The sequence below is a fragment of the Taibaiella koreensis genome (genome assembly GCF_003545715.1).
Lineage (GTDB): Bacteria > Bacteroidota > Bacteroidia > Chitinophagales > Chitinophagaceae > Taibaiella > Taibaiella koreensis.
This window is the reverse complement of record NZ_QVNU01000008.1, coordinates 155,022-173,355: the sequence shown is the minus strand read 5'-3', so window position 1 is coordinate 173,355 and position 18,334 is coordinate 155,022. Positions and strand designations below refer to the sequence as shown.

Below are 18,334 nucleotides of genomic sequence, written 5' to 3'. Positions count from 1 at the left end.
ATAGTTTATCCATGAAATCAGCTATAAATATTACGCGCCTTGTACTGCTTACTTTATTGACCGGGCCCTTAGCGGCAACGGCCCAGCAGCTAAGCGATCCTACGACCAATATACCGCAGACGCCGATCAGCAACTCCGGAACGGTGACCTATCCTTACCTGCACGATGAACCGGCAGACCGGCTGTACAATGCGGTCACGACACAGGCACCTTATGTGCCGGTCAAGAACTGGCCGCCGCCAGCAGAGGCCTACCAGCAAAGTAGGGAGCTGGTCGATGGCCTGGGCCGTCCGCTGCAGACCGTCTTACGGAAAGCCCATGCCACCGGCGCCGATATCATACAGCCGCATGTTTACGATGAGCTGGGCCGGGAACAATACCAATACCTGCCCTACATCAGGCAGCCATTCCTGTCGGATGGTACGGCAGATCACGTAGGCTATTACAACCTGAGTAATTTTTACAACGGTACGGGAGAACAGCCTTATAGCAAGACGGAGTACGAAAGCTCGCCATTAAACCGCGTGCTGAAGCAATTGCCGCCGGGCGCCGGCTGGGTGGGCGCGGGGAGAGGGACCCGCCTCGAATACCGCTTTAACGAAGCCAGCGAGATCAGGCTGTGGACCATTGGAAACGGAGCAACCGATCTGCCCGTCTCCAACAGCTATTATAATGCCGGAGAGATCAGCATTGTGACGACTACCGACGAGGATGGCAAGTTCGGCATGGAATACAAAGACAAAGAGGGTAGGATAGTACTGAAGAAAGTGTACATATACGACAACCATCAGCCGCAGACGGCCCACAATGGCTATGCCTGTACCTATTATGTCTATGATGAAATGCAGCGGCTGCGCTATGTGATCCCGCCGCTGGCTGTAGAACAACATACCGAATCGGGCAATACCTGGAGCATCTCTGCTGCTGTAGCTGACGGTCTTTGCTATAGCTATTTGTACGATGCCCGTGGCCGTATGGTAGAGAAAAAGATACCGGGAAAAGAAGTGGAATATTATATCTATGATAAACGGAACCGACCGGTCTTTTACCAGGATGGCAAGCTAAGGGCAAGGCAGCAATGGACCTTCCACACCTATGACGCGCTGGATCGCGAGCTATCCAGCGGCATTGCGAATGGTAGCCACGGCCGGGAACGAACAGCAGAGTATATAGACGATAATTCAACCTGGCCCAATACCGATCTGCTGTACTATCTGAAAACTTATGACCTCTGGCAGGTTTATCCCCCTGAGAACCTTGCTGGTTGCATTTTGCTGAGCTATACCTATTATGATGACTATGACCAATTGCCCGGCTTCAATTTCGATCCCGCACAATTCACCGGGCAAGTACCCGTGGGTAGCCCGAAAATCGTTTATCCGAAAATAGGATCATCAAGTAAAGGCGCTATAACAGGTATCAAGCAGCGGATCATACAGCCGGATAACAGTGTGGGCGATTGGTTGACGACGGTCAATTATTACGATGACAAGGGCCGCCTGCTGCAATCACAAGCGCAAAACAGTAAAGGCGGCCTGGACATCAGCTCCAATATTTATTATTTCCAGGGTGCGCTCTGGCGCAATATCCTACGGCATGAGCAGCCCAATGCAAAGCCGGTAGCCGGCGCCACGGACGGCGCGCATACCCAGATCAAACTCATCACTACCTCCGACCGCAATATGGGCAGCAGCGGCGGAACGCAGGTGATACAGATCACGCAGCAGATCGACGGCGGTATCGAATATACCCTGGCCGGTTATTCTTACGATCATATGGGCCGCCTGGTCACCAAGCAGACGCCCGCGGGCAATACGCTGCAGGAGTATAATGTACGTGGCTTCCTCAACCATATCGATGTGGCCAATGCCAATAACGATCCGGACAGTACGCACTTATTCGAAGAAAACCTATACTATGATCAGGGATTTGCCAACCGGCTGTTTAACGGCAATATTGCGGGCATCACCTGGCGCAAGGCAGGCAATAATGCACCTGTAGAGGCTTACGGTTACAGCTACGATAACCTGAACCGGCTCAGCCATGCCGAATACCGGCAAAAAAATACCCTGAACCAATGGTCCCATGCCGCCTACGATTATACCGCCTCCGGTATCGATTACGATGCCAATGGCAATATCCTGCACATGAACCAGCGGGGCATCGATCCGCCGGGGATCAATACCCCGATCGACATGGACCAACTGACCTATACTTATGCGCCGGCTAGCAATCGCCTGGTCAAAGTGCAGGATGCAGTGGCTCCATCTGCAACAGTGTCGCTGCCCGATTTCAAAGACAATGCCAACTCGAGCCAGGAGTATAGCTATGATCCCAACGGCAATATGCTCACCGATGCCAATAAAGGCATCGCCAGCCCGATCACTTACACCGATCAGAATAAGCCAGCTTTTATAGCATTGCCGCAGGGAGAAATAAGCAATGTTTACGATGCTGCAGGCAATCGCCTGAAAAAGCAGCTGAAGACCTACAGCACGGGTGTGAAGGACATGTATGATTATATTGGTAACTTCGTCTATAAGAACGATACCCTGCAGTATATCCTGAATGCCGAGGGCAGGGCACGGCCGGTAACCAACAGCTCAGGGGAAACCAAGTTTGTATACGATTATTTTGTAAAAGATCCCCTGGGCAATGTGCGCAGCACGGTTAATGCAACACCCATCGATGAAATTTACCTGGCCCGTCACGAAATAGCCCTGGCCGGTATCGAACAACTGGTCTTTGACAATATACCCACGGTGCGGGACAGTAAGCCCGGCAGCAATGATCCCGAAGACCGTATGGCCGCCAAACTGAACGGCAGCGATAAGCGGGTAGGGACGGCCATTGTGCTGAAGACCATGCCCGGCGATCGTTTTATCGTTAAATCGGATGCCTTTTATGAAGGTGATTTTGTCTCTGGAGGCGAAAGCGAACCCGAAGCATTGGTCGAATCGCTGATGAACGCCTTACTGGGCGGCAATACCTATGCCGGTGTACCAATAGCAGAGCTGCCCGAAAATGTACGGATCGTAAAAAATGCTTTGACAAATCCTTCCCTGATTGGTCAGCTCAAAAATCTGTCGGCCAACGACGATCCGGAGCGACCGAAGGCACATTTGAATGTACTGTTCTTTGACAACAAGCTGCAGCTGATGGACAAGAGTAGCAGCGTAACCCAGGTACCTTCCGGCAGCATCAACGGCTGGAATACCTTTGGGCCGATACCTGAATTTAATGGTCCCCCGGATATTGGTGTCGTAAGCAATGGTGAAGGCTATGTGCTAGTCTATGTCGACAACCAGAGCATCGGTAAAGATGTATGGTTCGACAACATCATGATTGAGCATTATACCGGAAAAGTATTGGAGGAGGATCACTATTATCCCTTCGGCCTGACGATAAATATAGACCGCGATGGGAACCATAAGGCGCAGCCGTATAAGTATAACGGTAAAGAATTGGAAAAGCATTTCGGATTGGAGCTGTATGACTATGGGGCGAGACCCTATGATCCGCAGATAGGTCGTTGGCTAAGTATCGATCCTTTGGCGGAATCTATGAGACGGTATTCTCCCTATAACTATGCGTTTAATAACCCGGTTAGGTTTATTGATCCCGATGGGATGTTAGCTACGGAGTATTTCAATAATACAGGTAAAAAGCTAGGCGAAGATGAGAATGGGAAAGACGGTAACGTACATATTGTTACGGACGACAAAGAGATAGACATGATAACGGATAATAACAGCAGTAAGGCGTCAACGAAATCCGATCTGGTGCGTTCGGGCGTTAAAACTACAAAAACTGTTTTAAAGGAATCTTTGGATGTCTTGGATAGAACAAATAAAAACGGAGGGACAGCCGAGGAAATATCGATGGTAAAAGCAGATGGAACAATCATAAGAGGAGCTAGTGGAGAAAGACAGACCAAGCCCGATGGAACAATTATATCCAGATCCAAACTTCCGGCTATAATAGACGATGAGAATAATGTTGGCATTCACTCACATGAAACGCATATCGAAGTTCCTGGACCAGGAAAATATGAAAATGTTTCACTTGCTACTGAACCAGGTACTGATGATCCAATTTTATTTAGAGCACAAAAGATAAATATTATTGTGGGAAATTTGGAAGCACCATTCCAAAGAACAAATGGTAGCACTGGAGCCAAAGAAGATGTGATGCCTAAGCAAGGCGCGGTATTTTATAGTAATGTTGGCACCCAATTACTGATAATGGAAAAGAGCGCCCTAAAAAAGATGGTAAAATAACCTAATTATGGCTAGATACGCAGTTTTTCTACTATTGCTCTTCTGCTGCCGCGCTTCGGCTCAGAATAGTTGCAATTATGTGAGTTTCATTATATCAATAGATGGTGAGATAGCTACGTATTCGCACATCAGCAAATCGATTATCATTGTAAAAGATACAATTGATAGCCAGGCCAGAGTAGACACGATCAATTTTACTTATAACACTGGAGTAGCTGTATTTGATGACAACAATTTTTCGAAATTTAAAAACTTGGGTAAGTCCAAAATTGTATCGGTAAAATTCATCTATCGCCCGGGTTCATTGCCTAACAGGGAATATGCGTATGAATTTGACATCATGGCTAAATGGCTTGACCACGGATTCTTGATTTTAAGGGTATATAATTTCGAAAACAAGAAGAATTGGGCTGAATTTGAACAACGGAAGGGATATGGGATCGAATGGCAGGCATCTGAGCGCTTAAGCATACTTACGCGTAGGCCAAGACGCGAGTAAGCTTCTCGTTGATGCAGATAAAACTGTGATGGCAGAGATTCGTCTTTAAAAACATCAATAAATTCTCATGAGATCAAAGGGTATATTACCTATCTGTATGCTCCTTGCTTTACTTAACTCTTGTGAGTACAAAGAAAAATTTGATAAAGTACTATGGAATGCCAGTACAGATCTAGCATTTCCGCTCCTAACCGAAAAAAAATGTTAGATGATCTGATGAAAAATCATAAATTAATTGGGTTAAAATACAATCAACTAATAGATTCTTTAGGTGAACCAAATTACTTGGAGGATTCAATAATATCCTATAGAATCACAGAAGATTATGGAAGCGATATAGATCCGGTCTATGTTAAAACACTACAATTTTCAATTTCAAGAGACTCAATTGTAACTTCATTTAAAATAAAAGAGTGGAAAAAGTAGTTGGGAATTCCGCATATATAATATTATTTCAAAAGTGATGTAAATGATAGAAATCGGGGTTGAGTACTCCGATTTTTATCATTTTAAAAAGGAGGAATACCAACAAGCCAACCATTGGTACAAGATAAAAAGACTAAATCTAAAGACAAAGTCTATTTAACGAGAGATGGTGAATATACTGTTCAGGATGCCAAGAACGACGAAAGTCATCAGGGTGCGCCACATTGGGAAGCAGGGAAGACTAAAAAAGATGCGAGTCAACCTGATGGATTAAATAGAAGTGGAAATAACAATAAGCCTCAGATGCAACAACCCAAAGGGAAGGCATATTATGAAACCAACTAATTAACAACTCAAATGAATAAGCCATTAAAAAGATTATTAAGAAAAAATAAGGGAAAGGCAATGTTGTCATCTTATGAAGTATTATTTATTGAATCTGGTTTTAAAAAACAGGACTTAAACCATGTCAATCTTGATGCTTCAGATGAAATTATTCAGAAGGTCCGGGCATTAATTCCAAAATTCAAATATGATAGTGAACAAATATCTGGTAAAGCTGAAAGTTTTCTTGCATCTACATTACTTAAAGCGGTTTATGATAAATATAAAAATTCAGACTGCTACATATATACAGATGCACATGAGTATTGTGGAATGTATAACGTTAGTACTGAATCTACTTTTGAATTTGCGTTCAACGTTGCTTTAAAAGATAGTCAGCACACTTGTTTTTTAATCGATAAGGAATTTAATTACACTTTTACATTAAATTACTACGATAATAGTCATAACGATAGCCCGGATACATTTGATATTCAAAGAAGGATGATAATTGATAAACAATAGATTTATGTATTGTCAAAGCCAACAATTTGATACTCCAAAACGCGGGAAAATAGTGTCTAAAATAAAGCAGCCACCAAGTAAGAACTTGTGGCCTTGGTCGAATCGCTGATGAACGCCTTGCTGGGCGGCAATACCTATGCCGGTGTACAATAGGTGCTAAAGAAGTGAATGAAGTTATTCGCTATCCTTTACGTGGAAAAGTCAGTCAATATTGGGAGAAAGGAATTCCGACAAATGGAGGAAGAGGCAGAGTTATAAATAACTCTGGATGGTCAATTGTAGATCTGAAAAAGTGAGAGGTTACAGGAATCGACTCGATCAAAAAATTAAATATATTATATGTTGATATTTAAATATGAAAACAAGAAAAAAGATAAGATTATGAGATTGACGATTTATACATCAATTATACTCTTCTTAAGTTTTACGGGATGTTATGGCCAAACCAAGTATTTCGAAGTAACAGATATTATTGATAAGACTGAAGAGCTTGCGAAGAAAGTAGAATGGACGCTCCTAAAAGACAAAGAAAGAATAGATGGCTATACAAGAGTTGGAGATTCAATTTTTGGCGGTGAAATCGCCTGTAATATATCTCCGATTAAGAATGCTGATGCCCCAACTTTTGCAGTCTATCCAGGAAGCAAATATGCAAGGGATAAAAATCGTGTTTACTATCCGATCTTGGTAAAATGCGTTGATTATGAAGATTGTGGTGTCTGCTATTATGAAAAAGTAATAGTCGAAAAGGCGAATCCATCAAATTTTCAATATTTAGGAAAAGATTATGCAAGAGATAATCAACATGCATATTTTCGAGGACAACTTATAAAAGGTGCAGACGGCAATACGTTTAAACTAGTTGAAGGACCAGAGTACTTATATTTTGCAACAGATAAGAATAGTGTTTATAGTCACAACAAAGTTTTCGAAGATGCAGACCCTTCAACCTTTTACTACAAAAAGGATAGCCGAGGAAATAATCCGTCTGAGGCCGATAGCAAATACATAATTGGCGATAAAAACACTAAATGGGAACACATCCCCCCAGACCAAATTAAAAAGCTGTGAAAGAGCAATAGAGCAATTAAGCTAATTCCCGGTATTTACTCTCTCCTAAGGCAATATCTATGCCGGTGTACCGATAGCAGAGTTGCCCGAAAATGTACGGATCGTAAAAAATGCTTTGACAAATCCTTCCCTGATTGGTCAGCTCAAAAATCTGTCGGCCAACGACGATCCGGAGCGACCGAAGGCACATTTGAATGTACTGTTCTTTGACAATAAGCTGCAGCCGGTAATGAAAATAAACCAGTATGGATATATTTATAAATAATGAAGTAAATGACCTGGTCCAGACTTTGGAGGAAGAAGCAGCACTAGAATTTGGCGCGCTCTATAAAGATAAGAATGGCAATCAATATCAATTGACAAGATATTGGTCTGATACGTTAGAAAAGGAGCTGTGTTTATTAGAGAAACTCCCTCGAAAGGAAATCCCAGACCTAATATCGATCATCTTCGATATAGATGATATTGAGAAGGTAACAGCTATTTGCTGTGAAATAGCTGATCGCAATTTTGACAGCAATAAGGAATATAGATTAGATTTTATTGAAAAGCTTGAACGGGCTTATTCAAGTGATGTAGGAGATGCCGATAAAGTAAGAATATGCATCGGAGAAACGATGCTATTTGATGCTACGAATAAAGATCCAATAGTAGGAAAATCGTATGAACAAATCGGAAATGACGCAAAATTTTACAGAGATATATCCGATAGAGCAAAGGAAATTTTAGATGCCTGTGAAAAAAAGAATAAAAAGTGATGATACCAATTGAATTTCTTTATGAGATGGGACAAATAGTATGAGCAAAAAAATAATAACTCTAAAGTGGCTGCGGATAATGCCATTTGTCATTCTGGGTGTATTGCTGATCATTTGCTGGTTTAACCTGCTAAAGAATAATATTACGCCTACGATACAGCATGATGCGGCATTGGTCTTATTCTTTCTGAACCTATTGATTTATTTTATCCGGTTCAGGCCAGGTCTTTTGCTCACCGGTATCCTGTTGCTTTTAGCAACCTTGAATATTGTAAACATTTTTGCCGAAACACTGACCGATAGTCTTTTCATTGGTCTTGGCAGACAGAAATTGGTAATGCCGCCAATAAACGGCAACTGTTTTTTACTATTGCTGGCTTATATCATAATTAACTATAGATTTTTCAAAGATCAGATAAAAACGGATAAGGCCAGGGGGCAAAAAGAAATACAATGATGCAACGGACAATTTGACCAATCTGGATGTTCTGAAAATTAATCTTGTTGAGGCCTTAAATAAAGTGAAATGAAAATGTGTTGCCAAAATTTTAAAGAGCTAATGCTAAATGCAGGTGAAAAAGGCTTTAGTGCTGTACCTCTGCATGAAAATGATTTTTTATTTTTTCTTCTTCAATATAGAAGCGAGAATGTTAAGGTAAAAGAGGGAATAATTAAAATAGCTGACATAGGCATCAAGTACTGTCCCTTTTGTGGAACGGAATTAGCGGAGATAATAAGCAACAACCAAGCCTATGTTGCTCACCTGGCTAAAAAGAATAGAAGTCTGATTCATTGACCTGTGTTGTTTTCGTTTGGCATTTACGCGGATGTAGGCTCTAACAAACTGCTGATTTCTTTTTTGTCCTATAATGTTCTGCATTATGTTACAATAGCCGCCCTTTTAAAGTTTTTTTCTGTCCCTGTGCGGTGGCCAATGCGTGAGGGATAGTAGCGGTTACCCCACAGCGAGGCACGAGCGAGGAGTAATAGCGGATAGCCCGACCACTGCCCTGCACCTACGTACATTTTTGCAGAAAGGAGCAGGGCAGGGGACACGCCCAAATGATAAACAATGTGCGCCACCACAATATGCCTAACCCAATAAAGAACCCAAAGACGACGACCATAACAACAAGCCACTGAACGGTGGGGTGGTGGGTGGGCCTGAGTTAACGGCGGAGATATATTTTATTAAATCATACTTATAATGCGTTACAAAATATAGTCTCAATCTAGTTTCTACTTTACAAATTTCATAGCATCCTTATATTTCGAATCAGAAGCAATGTTCTGTAAAGAACGCGAGGGAAATGAGATAATTAGATCTAAAACATTTGTAATGTGAGGGTCTTTTGTTTTTGATTTAAGGAAACTAGCAAGTTGTTTTAGACGTTTCTCCGGTTTGAGATAATTGAAGTCTGTAACAAATTCTGAATCGGTAAATAATTGCAGAAAATCTTTTACTTCGGCAACGGTAAATGCTTCTATGAATTTATTGTAAAATACTACGGCATTTTCATCAATGCCATCTCTGTAACCTTTACCATTACCGACATAGCATATACAAATAACTTTTACAAATAATTTTCTAACGCCGGTTGGTAATCCATTTGCAGGAATTGACTCAGAAATTGATTTTGCATGATAATATTCGTTGTAAAAGTTATTCCATTCGAAATGTACAGTTTTTAGGTTTTGAAGTTTTTCAAGCAACTCTGCTGCTAAACTATCTTCATCTTTGTATTGTTGTCCATTAACCGTTTCAAGGAATTTTTGAACTGCCTCTTTTCTATCAACATCTCCATTTTTTCTATATATCCCAAACTTAGTACCTATAGCAAATTTTGTATCTTCCGAAACAGCTGCCCAAATGTTAGGTGTAAGTCTATCTATATTTTTTCGAATGGGGGCACTTGTTCTTGGATCAATATAAATTCCAAATATCGACAACAGAAAGTCATCAATTCTTTCCTGTGGCTGTTTTACCAGGTCGGAGCCAATTATAGGGAAATCCTCAAGTGGAATTTCTTTAGTTCTAATATTGTCGAAGAGCTGTTTAAGTTGAATTACTGAATGGTCAGGTTTTGCAATGATTGCATATTTAAGACAGCTTTCAAGCAACCCTAACATTTCAATTCCTGAAATAGAATTGTCGTTAGGATGTGCTGCACTTGCATGATTTCGTAAATAATTTACATTCTCAAGCCTTTTGTAATTAATATCGCTAATTAGGCCAATTCTCCTGCTAATCTCAAGAAGATCATGATCGCTAATAGCTTCCATATCTTCAAGTGATACAAGATTTCTGTACTTATTATTTTGATTTTGAGCAATGTTTAAAAAGTATTGCAAGTCAAAATTTGCTGCTAATCTGCGTAACGCTTTAATTGTTTCGTCCCAAAGAAAATTCAATGCTCCGTCAAATAATCCAACTGATACAGCAACAGTAAATTTTGACAAATATGTCGATTTTAATCTTTCTTCAATTGGTAGAATCTCAATTGTACTTTCTAATGCAAAAATGATTTTGCGTCTTTCTTCAATTGGTGAAAGTATATTTTCAGTTGGGAGCCCAATATGAGTAAGTAAATTGGCTAATGGTTGATTAAATGCCGCTATCGAATTTTCTATATTTTCATGGGTTTCATTTTTAGGGATAAGAACTATTGGTTTTACTCCTGTTACTAATTTATCATCACTCATGGGGATATTGTTTTAGTCTGATTATTGATAGTGCGCGTCTAAAAAAAGTTTGAAACAAATCTATTGCTTCTCAATCAGCTTCTCCAACCTTGTCATCATCTCATCCTTCTCCTTCAGCATCCGCTCGTACAAGGTAATCTTCTCCTCATGCAACTTCCTTAATTCTTCAATGGGATTAATATTGAAAGTGGGAGTATGACCAGTATTCAAAAAAGCACCATTATCAAAAGTATTGGAGATAATATTCACCGCCTGCTCCTCATCAAAGTTTTGAAAAGCTTCAACCGGTATTTTCAGCACGGAGGATATTTGTTGCAATAGGGGAGCGTCAATAGTTTCTTTTTGCTCCAAGAGGGAGATTTTTTGTTGATTCCAATCGTCGCCCAGGTCGGCGGCGAGGGCATCTTGCTTAATGCCCAGCATTTCGCGAAAACGTTTTATGTTGCGGCCTTCGTGTATTTTAGGGGGCATAGTGTTTTGTGTCATAGGGCAAATTTAATTTTTTTCGACAAAGTAATTTACTCATTTCCGAGAATAAGTATTTGCCGCAAAAGCTTTGCCCAGCGCAACAACTGTTATGTATTCTTTCCCGAGATACACCTTAGCGGCAAATGGCTTGAATAAAAGAAAATAAATTTGAGGATGATTGAAACTTCATTGCAAGACTGAACCTGCTTGCTGATGGGTAAATTTTGTTCTTTTGCATTTGGGCAAAAGAACAAACAGACAACGTTCGCGCAGCGCCAGCCCGGAAAATCAGCTATTTAGGCTTTAGCCCGTAGCGAAGCGGAGACATAACGTCTAATTATAGGACAAAACGGGTTTGCAGGAACCGACCGACTTATTGTAGAGAGATTTCCGTAGATGAATTCTTTTTAGTTACCCGCAGGGCAAGCGACGCAGGAGCGCAGACATAATGTGATTATAGGAAAAAACGGTGTCTTGACAGCCAATCGTTTATGCAGAAGCTTTAACCGTTTTGTCCTATAATGGTCAAGCATTATGTTAAATATGCCGCCCTTTAAAATTTTGCTGGCTTATATGTGGGCGCGTGAGGGATAGAAGCGGAAAGCCCGCAGCGAGGAACGAGCGAGGACTTGTAGCGAATAGCCCGACCCATGCCCGCATTTATAACGCTTCCAAAATTTTACCGAAGAACAGTAGGGCAGGGGGCACGCCCAAATCATCAACAATGTGCGCCACAATGTGTCTGAACAGTGAAATGTTACCCAACCCAGCAATATACATGGGTGGCGGGCGGGCGATGAGACCACTTACGGTTACTTCTTAATGAATTTCATATCACCCGTAGCAACATCTTTCAGTATAGCTTTGGTAATTTTTTCACTATCTGTTACCCATACAAATTTCTCAACCAGGGTATCATAAACCATATGAACCCCAATAATTTTTACGCTTCCGAAATTCTCGCTTTTTATATACCCGTTCTCAAACATGTGGACATACTTATTGTCAATTAAATTATTTTCGTCGTATGGCAAGCCATCTTGCAACTGCTGAAAATTCTTTAGCCCTTCTCCCTTATCATCATAAACCCATATTTCGTAGTTCATGCCCGAAATAACAACCTTGATCGAATCTAATTTGTCTTCTGGGATATTGGCCTTGCACCATTCATAGTCTAATTCAACAGACCATTTCTTTACATTAAATCCTATTGTTTGGACGTTGGTTTTAAGCACCTTCAATCGGCCTTGCCAATCTTCGGCTTTCGGCTCTCTCAGCTCGACGAGGTTTATTCCGTAGAAGTTGGCAAATTCCTTGGCGCCTTTCTGGAAACCAACCTTGGTAACAATAATGCCGTTTGTATTTCCAATGTCGTTTAGTATACTGTTAAACGATGCAATTATGTTTTTGGAAATCCGCTTGTTATAATTTTTGCATTCTATGGCCACTTTGTGCTTTATGCCTGCAATAGCGTATTCCCAATAAATATCAACCTGATGGGTTGTAGATTTTCCCTTAACTTTTACATTATGCCTTACTTGGGTAGTCAGTCCTTCTTCTTTCAACAAACCCTGATAAATTTCTTGTGTCAGTTTCTCGTATTCGATGCCGTTGTTCATTGGTGTAGCATTGGTAAGTAAAGGGTAGAAAATTGGTGGCTTTGGTAGTACGGTTTCACTTTTTTCGTTTCCTGCTTTGTTTCTTTTTCTCTTTCAGGTATTCTTCAAACTGTTGTTTTGCATGCTGCTCTATTCTGGAATATCCTTTCCAATAGGCTTCAGAAACCTCGCCATAAAGTTTGGGCAAAAAGGGAAGGTCTTTCGATTGGCTTTCGCTTAAATCGTCAAAACTCTCGCGTAGCAAAAAACCTTTTTCTTCGGTTTCCTTATATATTCCCCGGATGATATTTATATAATAGTACTTCTCGGTGTCTTCAAACAGAACCTTGACTTCTGGGTTTAACCTTCGTTCTTTCGGTGCATAGTTTTTTATCAGATATACTGTTTCATCTAAAGGGTTTTCAATCGGCCTTCCCCAACCATTGGTTGAGAAGGGCGACTGGTACCTATGGATTTTAATCCTTACTTCCTTTTTGCCGTTTCCCGTATCGGCGGTAAATGAATAACCTTTAAATCTGCCTTCTATCTCGCGGTTCAGTTCGTAATGCTCATAGCCGGCAGTAAACTTTATAAGGATATCTTCTTCAAAGCGAATAACGAATATTGGCGACTGAATTTTTTGGCTTTTTAATATCGCTTCGACATCTGCTATATCGCCCAGCCGGTTAAGGGTAATAGTAAGCTCATATTCAATCATAGCATTAGTTAGTTCTAGTTAGCCTTTTGTCAACCAGCGCTAAATATTTCATGCCCGATTGATCAAAAGTGCTTTCTGGTTTTTCAATCTGTAGGGCCGAATGTATTGCGTTAGCAAAGCCAGGAAGTGCCAAAGCAGCCCCACCTAAAGTGCCAGCGGTTGCCAATCCAACTGAAGCCCCTACAATTCCGCAGGCAGTGCCAAAGAAAATCTTACCAAGCTTTTTTTCATTCATTTTCGCCGATAATTCTTCTTTTCTTAGCTTAAGCTCGTTTATTGTCTCTATAAACAGAGGAGTATTTTCCTCGATGCTGGAGTTCAATACAATTAATTCAATCTTGTTCTTAAAAGCCTTAAGCAAGTCGGCATGTTTATCTTTAAATTTTCTAAGTTTGGTAAGGTCTATTTCTTCGGGAAAGGGGATAAGCTCATTTAAAACCAACTCTCTTTTTTTGTTGAGCATTTTATACTCGTGAAAATCTTTTTTTGTTTCCTTAAACCTGAACCTTTTTCTTTCCTGATCAGTTGTAGGCTGATAATTGAGTTTTCCTCCTATTACTGATGCAAGAAAAGTCATAAGATCGTTGGCGGTTTGTTGCTCTACTAAAAACCATTGATCATCTTGCCGAATAGCAAGTCCCATTTGCTCTAATTGATAAAATATCTCTCCATCAAATTTATCAACATGAATTCTTGGCCCCCTTATTTCAGACTTGTCTTGATGTATTCTCCCAGATCTGCCGTTTCGAAAAAAAGCTCTTCTTTTCTTCAGTTTAAATTCCTTACTGTTTAGGTATTCGATAAATTGATGTGATACTTCCCAAGGATTATTAAGAACATGTACGGGGTTTATTGCCTCTACAAGTCCTTTGTCAATAATCTCTTTCATAAAGGGATCATACTCACCATAGGAAAAACGACATATTGACAATCAATCATTTGTATTTGCGCACACTTCGTTTTGTCCTATAATTTATATTAGTGTTAAATAAAGGTTAATTTAATCTTCAGTGAATTTTACGCAGTCGGCCATATCTTTTGAATCCTTACTAAGATAAATAATTATACCGTCAGTATCAGGAAAGGACTTCCTTGCCCTGGTTATAAGCTTTTGAATAACCTTATCATCTGAATCGCTGTCTTCCATGACAACTTTCATAAAGCCACTACCGGCTTTAACCTGTCCTAAAAACTTGTATTCATGCTTAGGAGTAACACCCCTAAAAATATAAATACCTTGTATCTGATCAACTACCGCATCGCCTTTGCCTGGTTTACAATCTTGTTTTTGGGAGTAAGAGAGTAGGGGAGAAAAGCAAAGTAATAGGAAAAATATCCTTTTCATTGTGTTAAAGTTTGTGTTTGGTAATGCAATGATAATAATTAAAAAGATAAAAAAAAAATTATCCGAAAAGGCCCGCCCAAAGCGGGCGGGCCTTAATTTAAGAAAGCCGAGGAGGAATAAAAGCATTGCGATAACATCTACCGAGATAACGCCCGGAACGCCGAGCATAAACATTAAAATATGTCCAATTTGAATACATAGACGACCGGGAAAGCCATTGAGAACAAGCATAAAGACTATGCACGTAAACCATCATACCAAGCCGATTCGATCCGGCCCAAATGACGATAGTGAAATCATTCTTATTCTTAAACTCCATTACCTACGCCTTTTTGAACGCCTTTTGTTTTTACTACCAGAACTCGCAAGCATATAAACACCACCACCAGCCAATGCCAGGATAAGCCAGGGCGACATGCCGGCAGTTTTTGGACTAGTGGCTACAATGTCCGTATTGCCTAAAGAAATAGGATTGTCACTGCTTCCAATTCCCGACATAAAACCCCCGTCTGGTGAAGTAATAGCATTTGCCTGACCAGCGGTAGCTGCAATCTTGTTCAATTTATCATTAAACGGCGCTTTCCGTATAGCCTCCGCCGCCTTCAACCTTTCATACTCCGCCATTTCGGCATCAGTAAGCGGAGGGCCACCCAAAACGGTAGCTTTAAGCTTTCGGCCCAACTCAAGATAACGCTGATTAGTATCTTTCAACATAGACTGAAAGGTTTCACCATATTGCTGCACAACATAAGCCTGTTGTGCTCGCGCAGCGGAATCTTGTGCAACCTTTGCCGCGTCTGACTTACTTTTATTGCTGAAAATGCCGCCGATAATTTTTACAATGCCCTCTGCAACCGGGGCAATCCATGATAAAGCCATATATTTTTGTATTAGATGAGTTCAAGAAAAAATACTTCAAGATGTACCCCTGGGTAACTATGATCACCAGGATTATACGGCATTGGCGAAATGTCTACATCGCCAGTAATATGAAACCCCGAAAAATCAACTGAAGAGGAATCAAATTGAAGCATCATTGAAACAAAACTTGGTGGCGATAAACGCTCACTACCCTTAAAGGGTGAAACCTGAACTATATCACCCGGCCGGTACCATAACCCATTAAGTTCAAAGGCCACCATAGGAGTACAAGAAAGGTAGATAGACGGTCTCCGAAGTTGTATAGAAGGCAGGGGAGGTGGCGCTTGACCTTCCCCGGCACCAGGGTAGACAACCGGATAACCAACAACGCGATATTTTGGATTACATGCCATTACCGAAGGTTTGAAAGAATAAGAGACTTAATCCTATTCCGGTCACTACCGGAAAGGTATTTGTTTACATCAGAAGCGAGACCAGAGCCAGAAACTGTCTTGTAAAAATCACTAGCAACTTCCGCCTGTGTTGCGGTCTGCAAACGGTTAAGCTGAGTGATAACGGTGTCTTCATCTTCTGTTGATCCACCAAACCAACTGAATTGCCAAAAGCCCGTCACATTCATAGCTGAGTAGGTCTGCGTAGCAACATCGCGGCAAAGGGTTACCTCATCAGTTGAAAGGCCCGTAGATTGCTTAATAACAGCGTTCTCCGATTGGGTAGCTATTACATTGCCAACGCTACCAGTAGCAGCTGCAAGGGGCTTTATAAGCTTAAAGCCGAGGTATACGCCGACCCCGATAACACCCCACTTTAAATAATTGTCTTTGTCTTTCTTTGTCATAAAATTGTGTTTTAAGAAATAACGCCGCCATACTGTTTAAACCATGCCTTACACTGATCATAAGAGCGGGTAGGCTGACCATATGTAGAGCCAGGAAGTGAAGCCCATTCATCATTACAACGATCAAGGGCTAGCCGCAAATCGCCAGAAAGTATAGCATCATAAGCGCCACGATTCTTTATAAGTTGAACTGCTGCCTTATCCTGGGATTCGGGAGAAAAGTCCGGTAAAGCAATCTGCTTTTTCACAACGTCCCATGTCCTAGTGAGAATTTGATAGGCACCCGCTGCGGAAGAACTGTAACCAGATTTAGTAATAACTTTCCTGGGATGATCAGCAAAGGAAGAAAACAAAGAGCCACCAAAATGCATACGATAACCATTAGGGCCAGCTGTACCTTCGCAATGCCGAATAGTCATGAGAAATGCCTTCACATTAGTGGGAGCATTGATAGTAGGAAACATATTGATACCGATTTTTGAAAGCAGACCGTAAAAAAGATTATTGACCTGGCTGATTAGTGTTATCATTTGACGAGCGTTTAAGATCGTTAATTTGACGCTGCAAATCCAGGAGATCGGATGTGTCGCCTTTACGCTTCCGATCGTTATCACGGTTCCACCTAATGATAAGAAATTGCAGAATCATAGTAGCGAGACCAACAATAGCAGCCAAAAGGCTATCCTGGTGCATAGGGCTGGTTAGTGCCGGTATCGATGTGATACCGGCAAAACCACTACCCAAACCTGAAACATACGTCGCCGTATCAGAGAGATTGATCTTCGCCATTGCCTTCCGAAACGTTTACAGGTTTGAAATCTCCGTTTACTATTTGCTCGTGCCTTTCTTTTGCCAGCTCGATAAGCTCTAAGGCAACGACAGCGTAAAGGAGTATTTTTGACAGCTTGCCGATACCACCGACAAGTGAAGGTGAAAAAGTAGCCATAGTGTTTAGCGTTTTTTACCGAAACGGCCGCAGTAGCCACCGTTAGCAGCTTTGGGGTTAATAACGATGCCCAACTCACTAATCACAACCTTTTGAGAGGTTCGATCATACAGGCAAGAACATAGGCGTGAATTGCCATCACCAAAGGTGATTTTGCATGTCCAATTTTCCCAATCCCGGCCGCTGCCCGAAGTAGTGACATGGGTACCCTTATTAGGACCACAGATATAGGTTATGAGACCATAACGACGAGTAGCACGCCAGCCACGAACATACGGACGGGTGTTGTCTCCCTTTGAATACCCGAATTTCGCGCCACTACGCTTTTTCTGTTGACGTTGCTCATACTGCTGGTTATAGCCACCGCCTGACGACTGACGCCACCGACCGTACCCAAAACCACGACCCCAATTATTATTATTCTGGTACATAGAAAGTGATTTTAGTAGGCCCTGCGCTTAGTGCCTTTGTTAAAGATGAATTTCCTTGCGACCAGGACGGCAACGCCGCCCAAAATCACAATAGGAGCATACGTTTTAACCGCATTCAATACCGCGGTACCCGTTACACCTGTTTTGAAAGAATCTGCCATGTTGGTAGAATTTGAAGAATTAGAAGATGAATTTTGAAACGCTTCCGCAGCGCTACCCGCTGCCTGAGCCATACGGTTTAAATATTCCTCGTTAGTTTCCCCTTCCTTTAGCTTCATAGTACCGGTACCAAAATGACCGCCTGTAAGACTAGAAACAGCATCGCGGATGGCATTCCCAACCACGGTACCGCCCGGTTTGGGATCAAAAAGACCAGATACAGAGGGGGCAGGGGAGACCGGAATATTAATTACAGGTACAGGAGTTACAATGGGATTCTTTTTGACGGCAACGCCCTTTATATTGTTGACAGCCGTTAAGAGTTGTGGAGGCATAAAACGAAATTTAAAAGTAGCGTTACGG

23 protein-coding genes are annotated in these 18,334 nt (G+C 41.5%); 10 read left to right on the top strand and 13 right to left on the bottom strand.

Translation table 11 applies throughout. The features are described from left to right. Window positions 1-11 precede the first annotated feature (11 nt). The 10 genes from DZK30_RS22955 (at window position 12) to DZK30_RS22910 (ending at window position 8,679) form a co-directional block, all read left to right on the top strand. Window positions 12-4,280: a DUF6443 domain-containing protein gene (locus DZK30_RS22955; RefSeq protein ID WP_205529542.1), complete on the top strand. Its 4,269-nt coding sequence runs from the start codon at window positions 12-14 to the stop codon at window positions 4,278-4,280. 7 nt (window positions 4,281-4,287) lie between these two features. Further along, the gene (locus DZK30_RS22950; protein ID WP_162903364.1) at window positions 4,288-4,779 is read left to right on the top strand and encodes a hypothetical protein; all 492 of its coding nucleotides are present in this window, start codon (window positions 4,288-4,290) and stop codon (window positions 4,777-4,779) included. A 201-nt stretch (window positions 4,780-4,980) separates the two neighbouring features. Then, window positions 4,981-5,205, top strand: coding sequence for a hypothetical protein (locus DZK30_RS22945; RefSeq protein WP_118976528.1), 225 nt, complete (start codon window positions 4,981-4,983; stop codon window positions 5,203-5,205). A gap of 114 nt (window positions 5,206-5,319) precedes the next feature. Beyond that, a complete protein-coding gene (locus DZK30_RS22940) occupies window positions 5,320-5,550 on the top strand; it encodes a hypothetical protein (protein ID WP_118976527.1) in 231 nt (76 codons plus the stop codon). A 12-nt stretch (window positions 5,551-5,562) separates the two neighbouring features. Continuing rightward, window positions 5,563-6,054 carry a hypothetical protein gene (locus tag DZK30_RS22935; protein ID WP_118976526.1) on the top strand — a complete coding sequence of 164 codons (492 nt, stop codon included), beginning with the start codon at window positions 5,563-5,565 and terminating at the stop codon, window positions 6,052-6,054. Window positions 6,055-6,393: 339 nt separating this feature from the next. Continuing rightward, on the top strand, window positions 6,394-7,125 hold the full coding sequence (locus tag DZK30_RS22930; protein WP_118976525.1) for a DKNYY domain-containing protein: 732 nt from the start codon (window positions 6,394-6,396) through the stop codon (window positions 7,123-7,125). A 115-nt stretch (window positions 7,126-7,240) separates the two neighbouring features. Then, window positions 7,241-7,390: a hypothetical protein gene (locus tag DZK30_RS22925; RefSeq protein WP_162903362.1), complete on the top strand. Its 150-nt coding sequence runs from the start codon at window positions 7,241-7,243 to the stop codon at window positions 7,388-7,390. After that, window positions 7,371-7,883 (top strand): hypothetical protein, encoded by a 513-nt coding sequence (locus tag DZK30_RS22920; protein WP_118976523.1) that lies wholly within the window; start codon window positions 7,371-7,373, stop codon window positions 7,881-7,883. The genes DZK30_RS22925 and DZK30_RS22920 overlap by 20 nt, the downstream gene beginning before the upstream one ends. Before the next feature lie 79 nt (window positions 7,884-7,962). Further along, window positions 7,963-8,340 (top strand): hypothetical protein, encoded by a 378-nt coding sequence (locus tag DZK30_RS22915; protein ID WP_162903361.1) that lies wholly within the window; start codon window positions 7,963-7,965, stop codon window positions 8,338-8,340. 69 nt (window positions 8,341-8,409) lie between these two features. Beyond that, entirely contained in the window at window positions 8,410-8,679 is a 270-nt protein-coding gene (locus tag DZK30_RS22910; protein WP_118976521.1) for a hypothetical protein, read from the top strand. Window positions 8,680-9,122: 443 nt separating this feature from the next. Here DZK30_RS22910 and DZK30_RS22905 read toward each other — a convergent pair whose 3' ends face one another. From DZK30_RS22905 to DZK30_RS22845, 13 genes are all read right to left on the bottom strand, one after another. Next, on the bottom strand, window positions 9,123-10,586 hold the full coding sequence (locus DZK30_RS22905) for a hypothetical protein (RefSeq protein ID WP_118976520.1): 1,464 nt from the start codon (window positions 10,584-10,586) through the stop codon (window positions 9,123-9,125). A gap of 60 nt (window positions 10,587-10,646) precedes the next feature. Next, window positions 10,647-11,072, bottom strand: coding sequence for a helix-turn-helix domain-containing protein (locus DZK30_RS22900; RefSeq protein WP_240432976.1), 426 nt, complete (start codon window positions 11,070-11,072; stop codon window positions 10,647-10,649). A 794-nt stretch (window positions 11,073-11,866) separates the two neighbouring features. Next, complete coding sequence (locus tag DZK30_RS22895) at window positions 11,867-12,673, bottom strand: restriction endonuclease (protein WP_118976519.1); 807 nt, start codon at window positions 12,671-12,673, stop codon at window positions 11,867-11,869. Window positions 12,674-12,728: 55 nt separating this feature from the next. Continuing rightward, a complete protein-coding gene (locus tag DZK30_RS22890; RefSeq protein WP_118976518.1) occupies window positions 12,729-13,370 on the bottom strand; it encodes a hypothetical protein in 642 nt (213 codons plus the stop codon). A gap of 4 nt (window positions 13,371-13,374) precedes the next feature. Then, window positions 13,375-14,259, bottom strand: coding sequence for a kinase (locus DZK30_RS22885; protein WP_118976517.1), 885 nt, complete (start codon window positions 14,257-14,259; stop codon window positions 13,375-13,377). A gap of 111 nt (window positions 14,260-14,370) precedes the next feature. After that, window positions 14,371-14,946: a hypothetical protein gene (locus tag DZK30_RS26095; RefSeq protein WP_162903360.1), complete on the bottom strand. Its 576-nt coding sequence runs from the start codon at window positions 14,944-14,946 to the stop codon at window positions 14,371-14,373. A gap of 87 nt (window positions 14,947-15,033) precedes the next feature. Further along, window positions 15,034-15,594, bottom strand: coding sequence for a hypothetical protein (locus DZK30_RS22870; RefSeq protein WP_118976514.1), 561 nt, complete (start codon window positions 15,592-15,594; stop codon window positions 15,034-15,036). An 11-nt stretch (window positions 15,595-15,605) separates the two neighbouring features. Next, window positions 15,606-15,989: a hypothetical protein gene (locus DZK30_RS26090; protein ID WP_162903359.1), complete on the bottom strand. Its 384-nt coding sequence runs from the start codon at window positions 15,987-15,989 to the stop codon at window positions 15,606-15,608. Beyond that, complete coding sequence (locus DZK30_RS22865) at window positions 15,989-16,435, bottom strand: hypothetical protein (RefSeq protein WP_118976513.1); 447 nt, start codon at window positions 16,433-16,435, stop codon at window positions 15,989-15,991. The genes DZK30_RS26090 and DZK30_RS22865 overlap by 1 nt, the downstream gene beginning before the upstream one ends. A gap of 11 nt (window positions 16,436-16,446) precedes the next feature. Further along, window positions 16,447-16,965: a glycoside hydrolase family 24 protein gene (locus DZK30_RS22860; RefSeq protein ID WP_205529541.1), complete on the bottom strand. Its 519-nt coding sequence runs from the start codon at window positions 16,963-16,965 to the stop codon at window positions 16,447-16,449. Between the two features lie 236 nt (window positions 16,966-17,201). After that, on the bottom strand, window positions 17,202-17,381 hold the full coding sequence (locus tag DZK30_RS22850; RefSeq protein ID WP_118976511.1) for a hypothetical protein: 180 nt from the start codon (window positions 17,379-17,381) through the stop codon (window positions 17,202-17,204). 5 nt (window positions 17,382-17,386) lie between these two features. Then, on the bottom strand, window positions 17,387-17,812 hold the full coding sequence (locus DZK30_RS26085) for a hypothetical protein (RefSeq protein ID WP_162903357.1): 426 nt from the start codon (window positions 17,810-17,812) through the stop codon (window positions 17,387-17,389). A gap of 11 nt (window positions 17,813-17,823) precedes the next feature. Next, window positions 17,824-18,306, bottom strand: a complete 483-nt coding sequence (locus tag DZK30_RS22845) for a hypothetical protein (protein ID WP_118976510.1) — start codon at window positions 18,304-18,306, stop codon at window positions 17,824-17,826. Window positions 18,307-18,334: the final 28 nt, after the last annotated feature.

What these genes read in the sequence shown, in the direction of transcription:
- DZK30_RS22955 (WP_205529542.1), top strand. Translation starts at nt 12, where the DNA reads ATGAAATCAGCTATAAATATTACGCGCCTTGTACTGCTTACTTTATTG.
- DZK30_RS22950 (WP_162903364.1), top strand. Translation starts at nt 4,288, where the DNA reads ATGGCTAGATACGCAGTTTTTCTACTATTGCTCTTCTGCTGCCGCGCT.
- DZK30_RS22945 (WP_118976528.1), top strand. Translation starts at nt 4,981, where the DNA reads ATGTTAGATGATCTGATGAAAAATCATAAATTAATTGGGTTAAAATAC.
- DZK30_RS22935 (WP_118976526.1), top strand. Translation starts at nt 5,563, where the DNA reads ATGAATAAGCCATTAAAAAGATTATTAAGAAAAAATAAGGGAAAGGCA.
- DZK30_RS22930 (WP_118976525.1), top strand. Translation starts at nt 6,394, where the DNA reads ATGTTGATATTTAAATATGAAAACAAGAAAAAAGATAAGATTATGAGA.
- DZK30_RS22920 (WP_118976523.1), top strand. Translation starts at nt 7,371, where the DNA reads ATGGATATATTTATAAATAATGAAGTAAATGACCTGGTCCAGACTTTG.
- DZK30_RS22915 (WP_162903361.1), top strand. Translation starts at nt 7,963, where the DNA reads ATGCCATTTGTCATTCTGGGTGTATTGCTGATCATTTGCTGGTTTAAC.
- DZK30_RS22910 (WP_118976521.1), top strand. Translation starts at nt 8,410, where the DNA reads ATGAAAATGTGTTGCCAAAATTTTAAAGAGCTAATGCTAAATGCAGGT.
- DZK30_RS22905 (WP_118976520.1), bottom strand. Translation starts at nt 10,586, where the DNA reads ATGAGTGATGATAAATTAGTAACAGGAGTAAAACCAATAGTTCTTATC.
- DZK30_RS22900 (WP_240432976.1), bottom strand. Translation starts at nt 11,072, where the DNA reads ATGACACAAAACACTATGCCCCCTAAAATACACGAAGGCCGCAACATA.
- DZK30_RS22895 (WP_118976519.1), bottom strand. Translation starts at nt 12,673, where the DNA reads ATGAACAACGGCATCGAATACGAGAAACTGACACAAGAAATTTATCAG.
- DZK30_RS22890 (WP_118976518.1), bottom strand. Translation starts at nt 13,370, where the DNA reads ATGATTGAATATGAGCTTACTATTACCCTTAACCGGCTGGGCGATATA.
- DZK30_RS22885 (WP_118976517.1), bottom strand. Translation starts at nt 14,259, where the DNA reads ATGAAAGAGATTATTGACAAAGGACTTGTAGAGGCAATAAACCCCGTA.
- DZK30_RS26095 (WP_162903360.1), bottom strand. Translation starts at nt 14,946, where the DNA reads ATGCTTGTTCTCAATGGCTTTCCCGGTCGTCTATGTATTCAAATTGGA.
- DZK30_RS22870 (WP_118976514.1), bottom strand. Translation starts at nt 15,594, where the DNA reads ATGGCTTTATCATGGATTGCCCCGGTTGCAGAGGGCATTGTAAAAATT.
- DZK30_RS26090 (WP_162903359.1), bottom strand. Translation starts at nt 15,989, where the DNA reads ATGGCATGTAATCCAAAATATCGCGTTGTTGGTTATCCGGTTGTCTAC.
- DZK30_RS22865 (WP_118976513.1), bottom strand. Translation starts at nt 16,435, where the DNA reads ATGACAAAGAAAGACAAAGACAATTATTTAAAGTGGGGTGTTATCGGG.
- DZK30_RS22860 (WP_205529541.1), bottom strand. Translation starts at nt 16,965, where the DNA reads ATGATAACACTAATCAGCCAGGTCAATAATCTTTTTTACGGTCTGCTT.
- DZK30_RS22850 (WP_118976511.1), bottom strand. Translation starts at nt 17,381, where the DNA reads ATGGCTACTTTTTCACCTTCACTTGTCGGTGGTATCGGCAAGCTGTCA.
- DZK30_RS26085 (WP_162903357.1), bottom strand. Translation starts at nt 17,812, where the DNA reads ATGTACCAGAATAATAATAATTGGGGTCGTGGTTTTGGGTACGGTCGG.
- DZK30_RS22845 (WP_118976510.1), bottom strand. Translation starts at nt 18,306, where the DNA reads ATGCCTCCACAACTCTTAACGGCTGTCAACAATATAAAGGGCGTTGCC.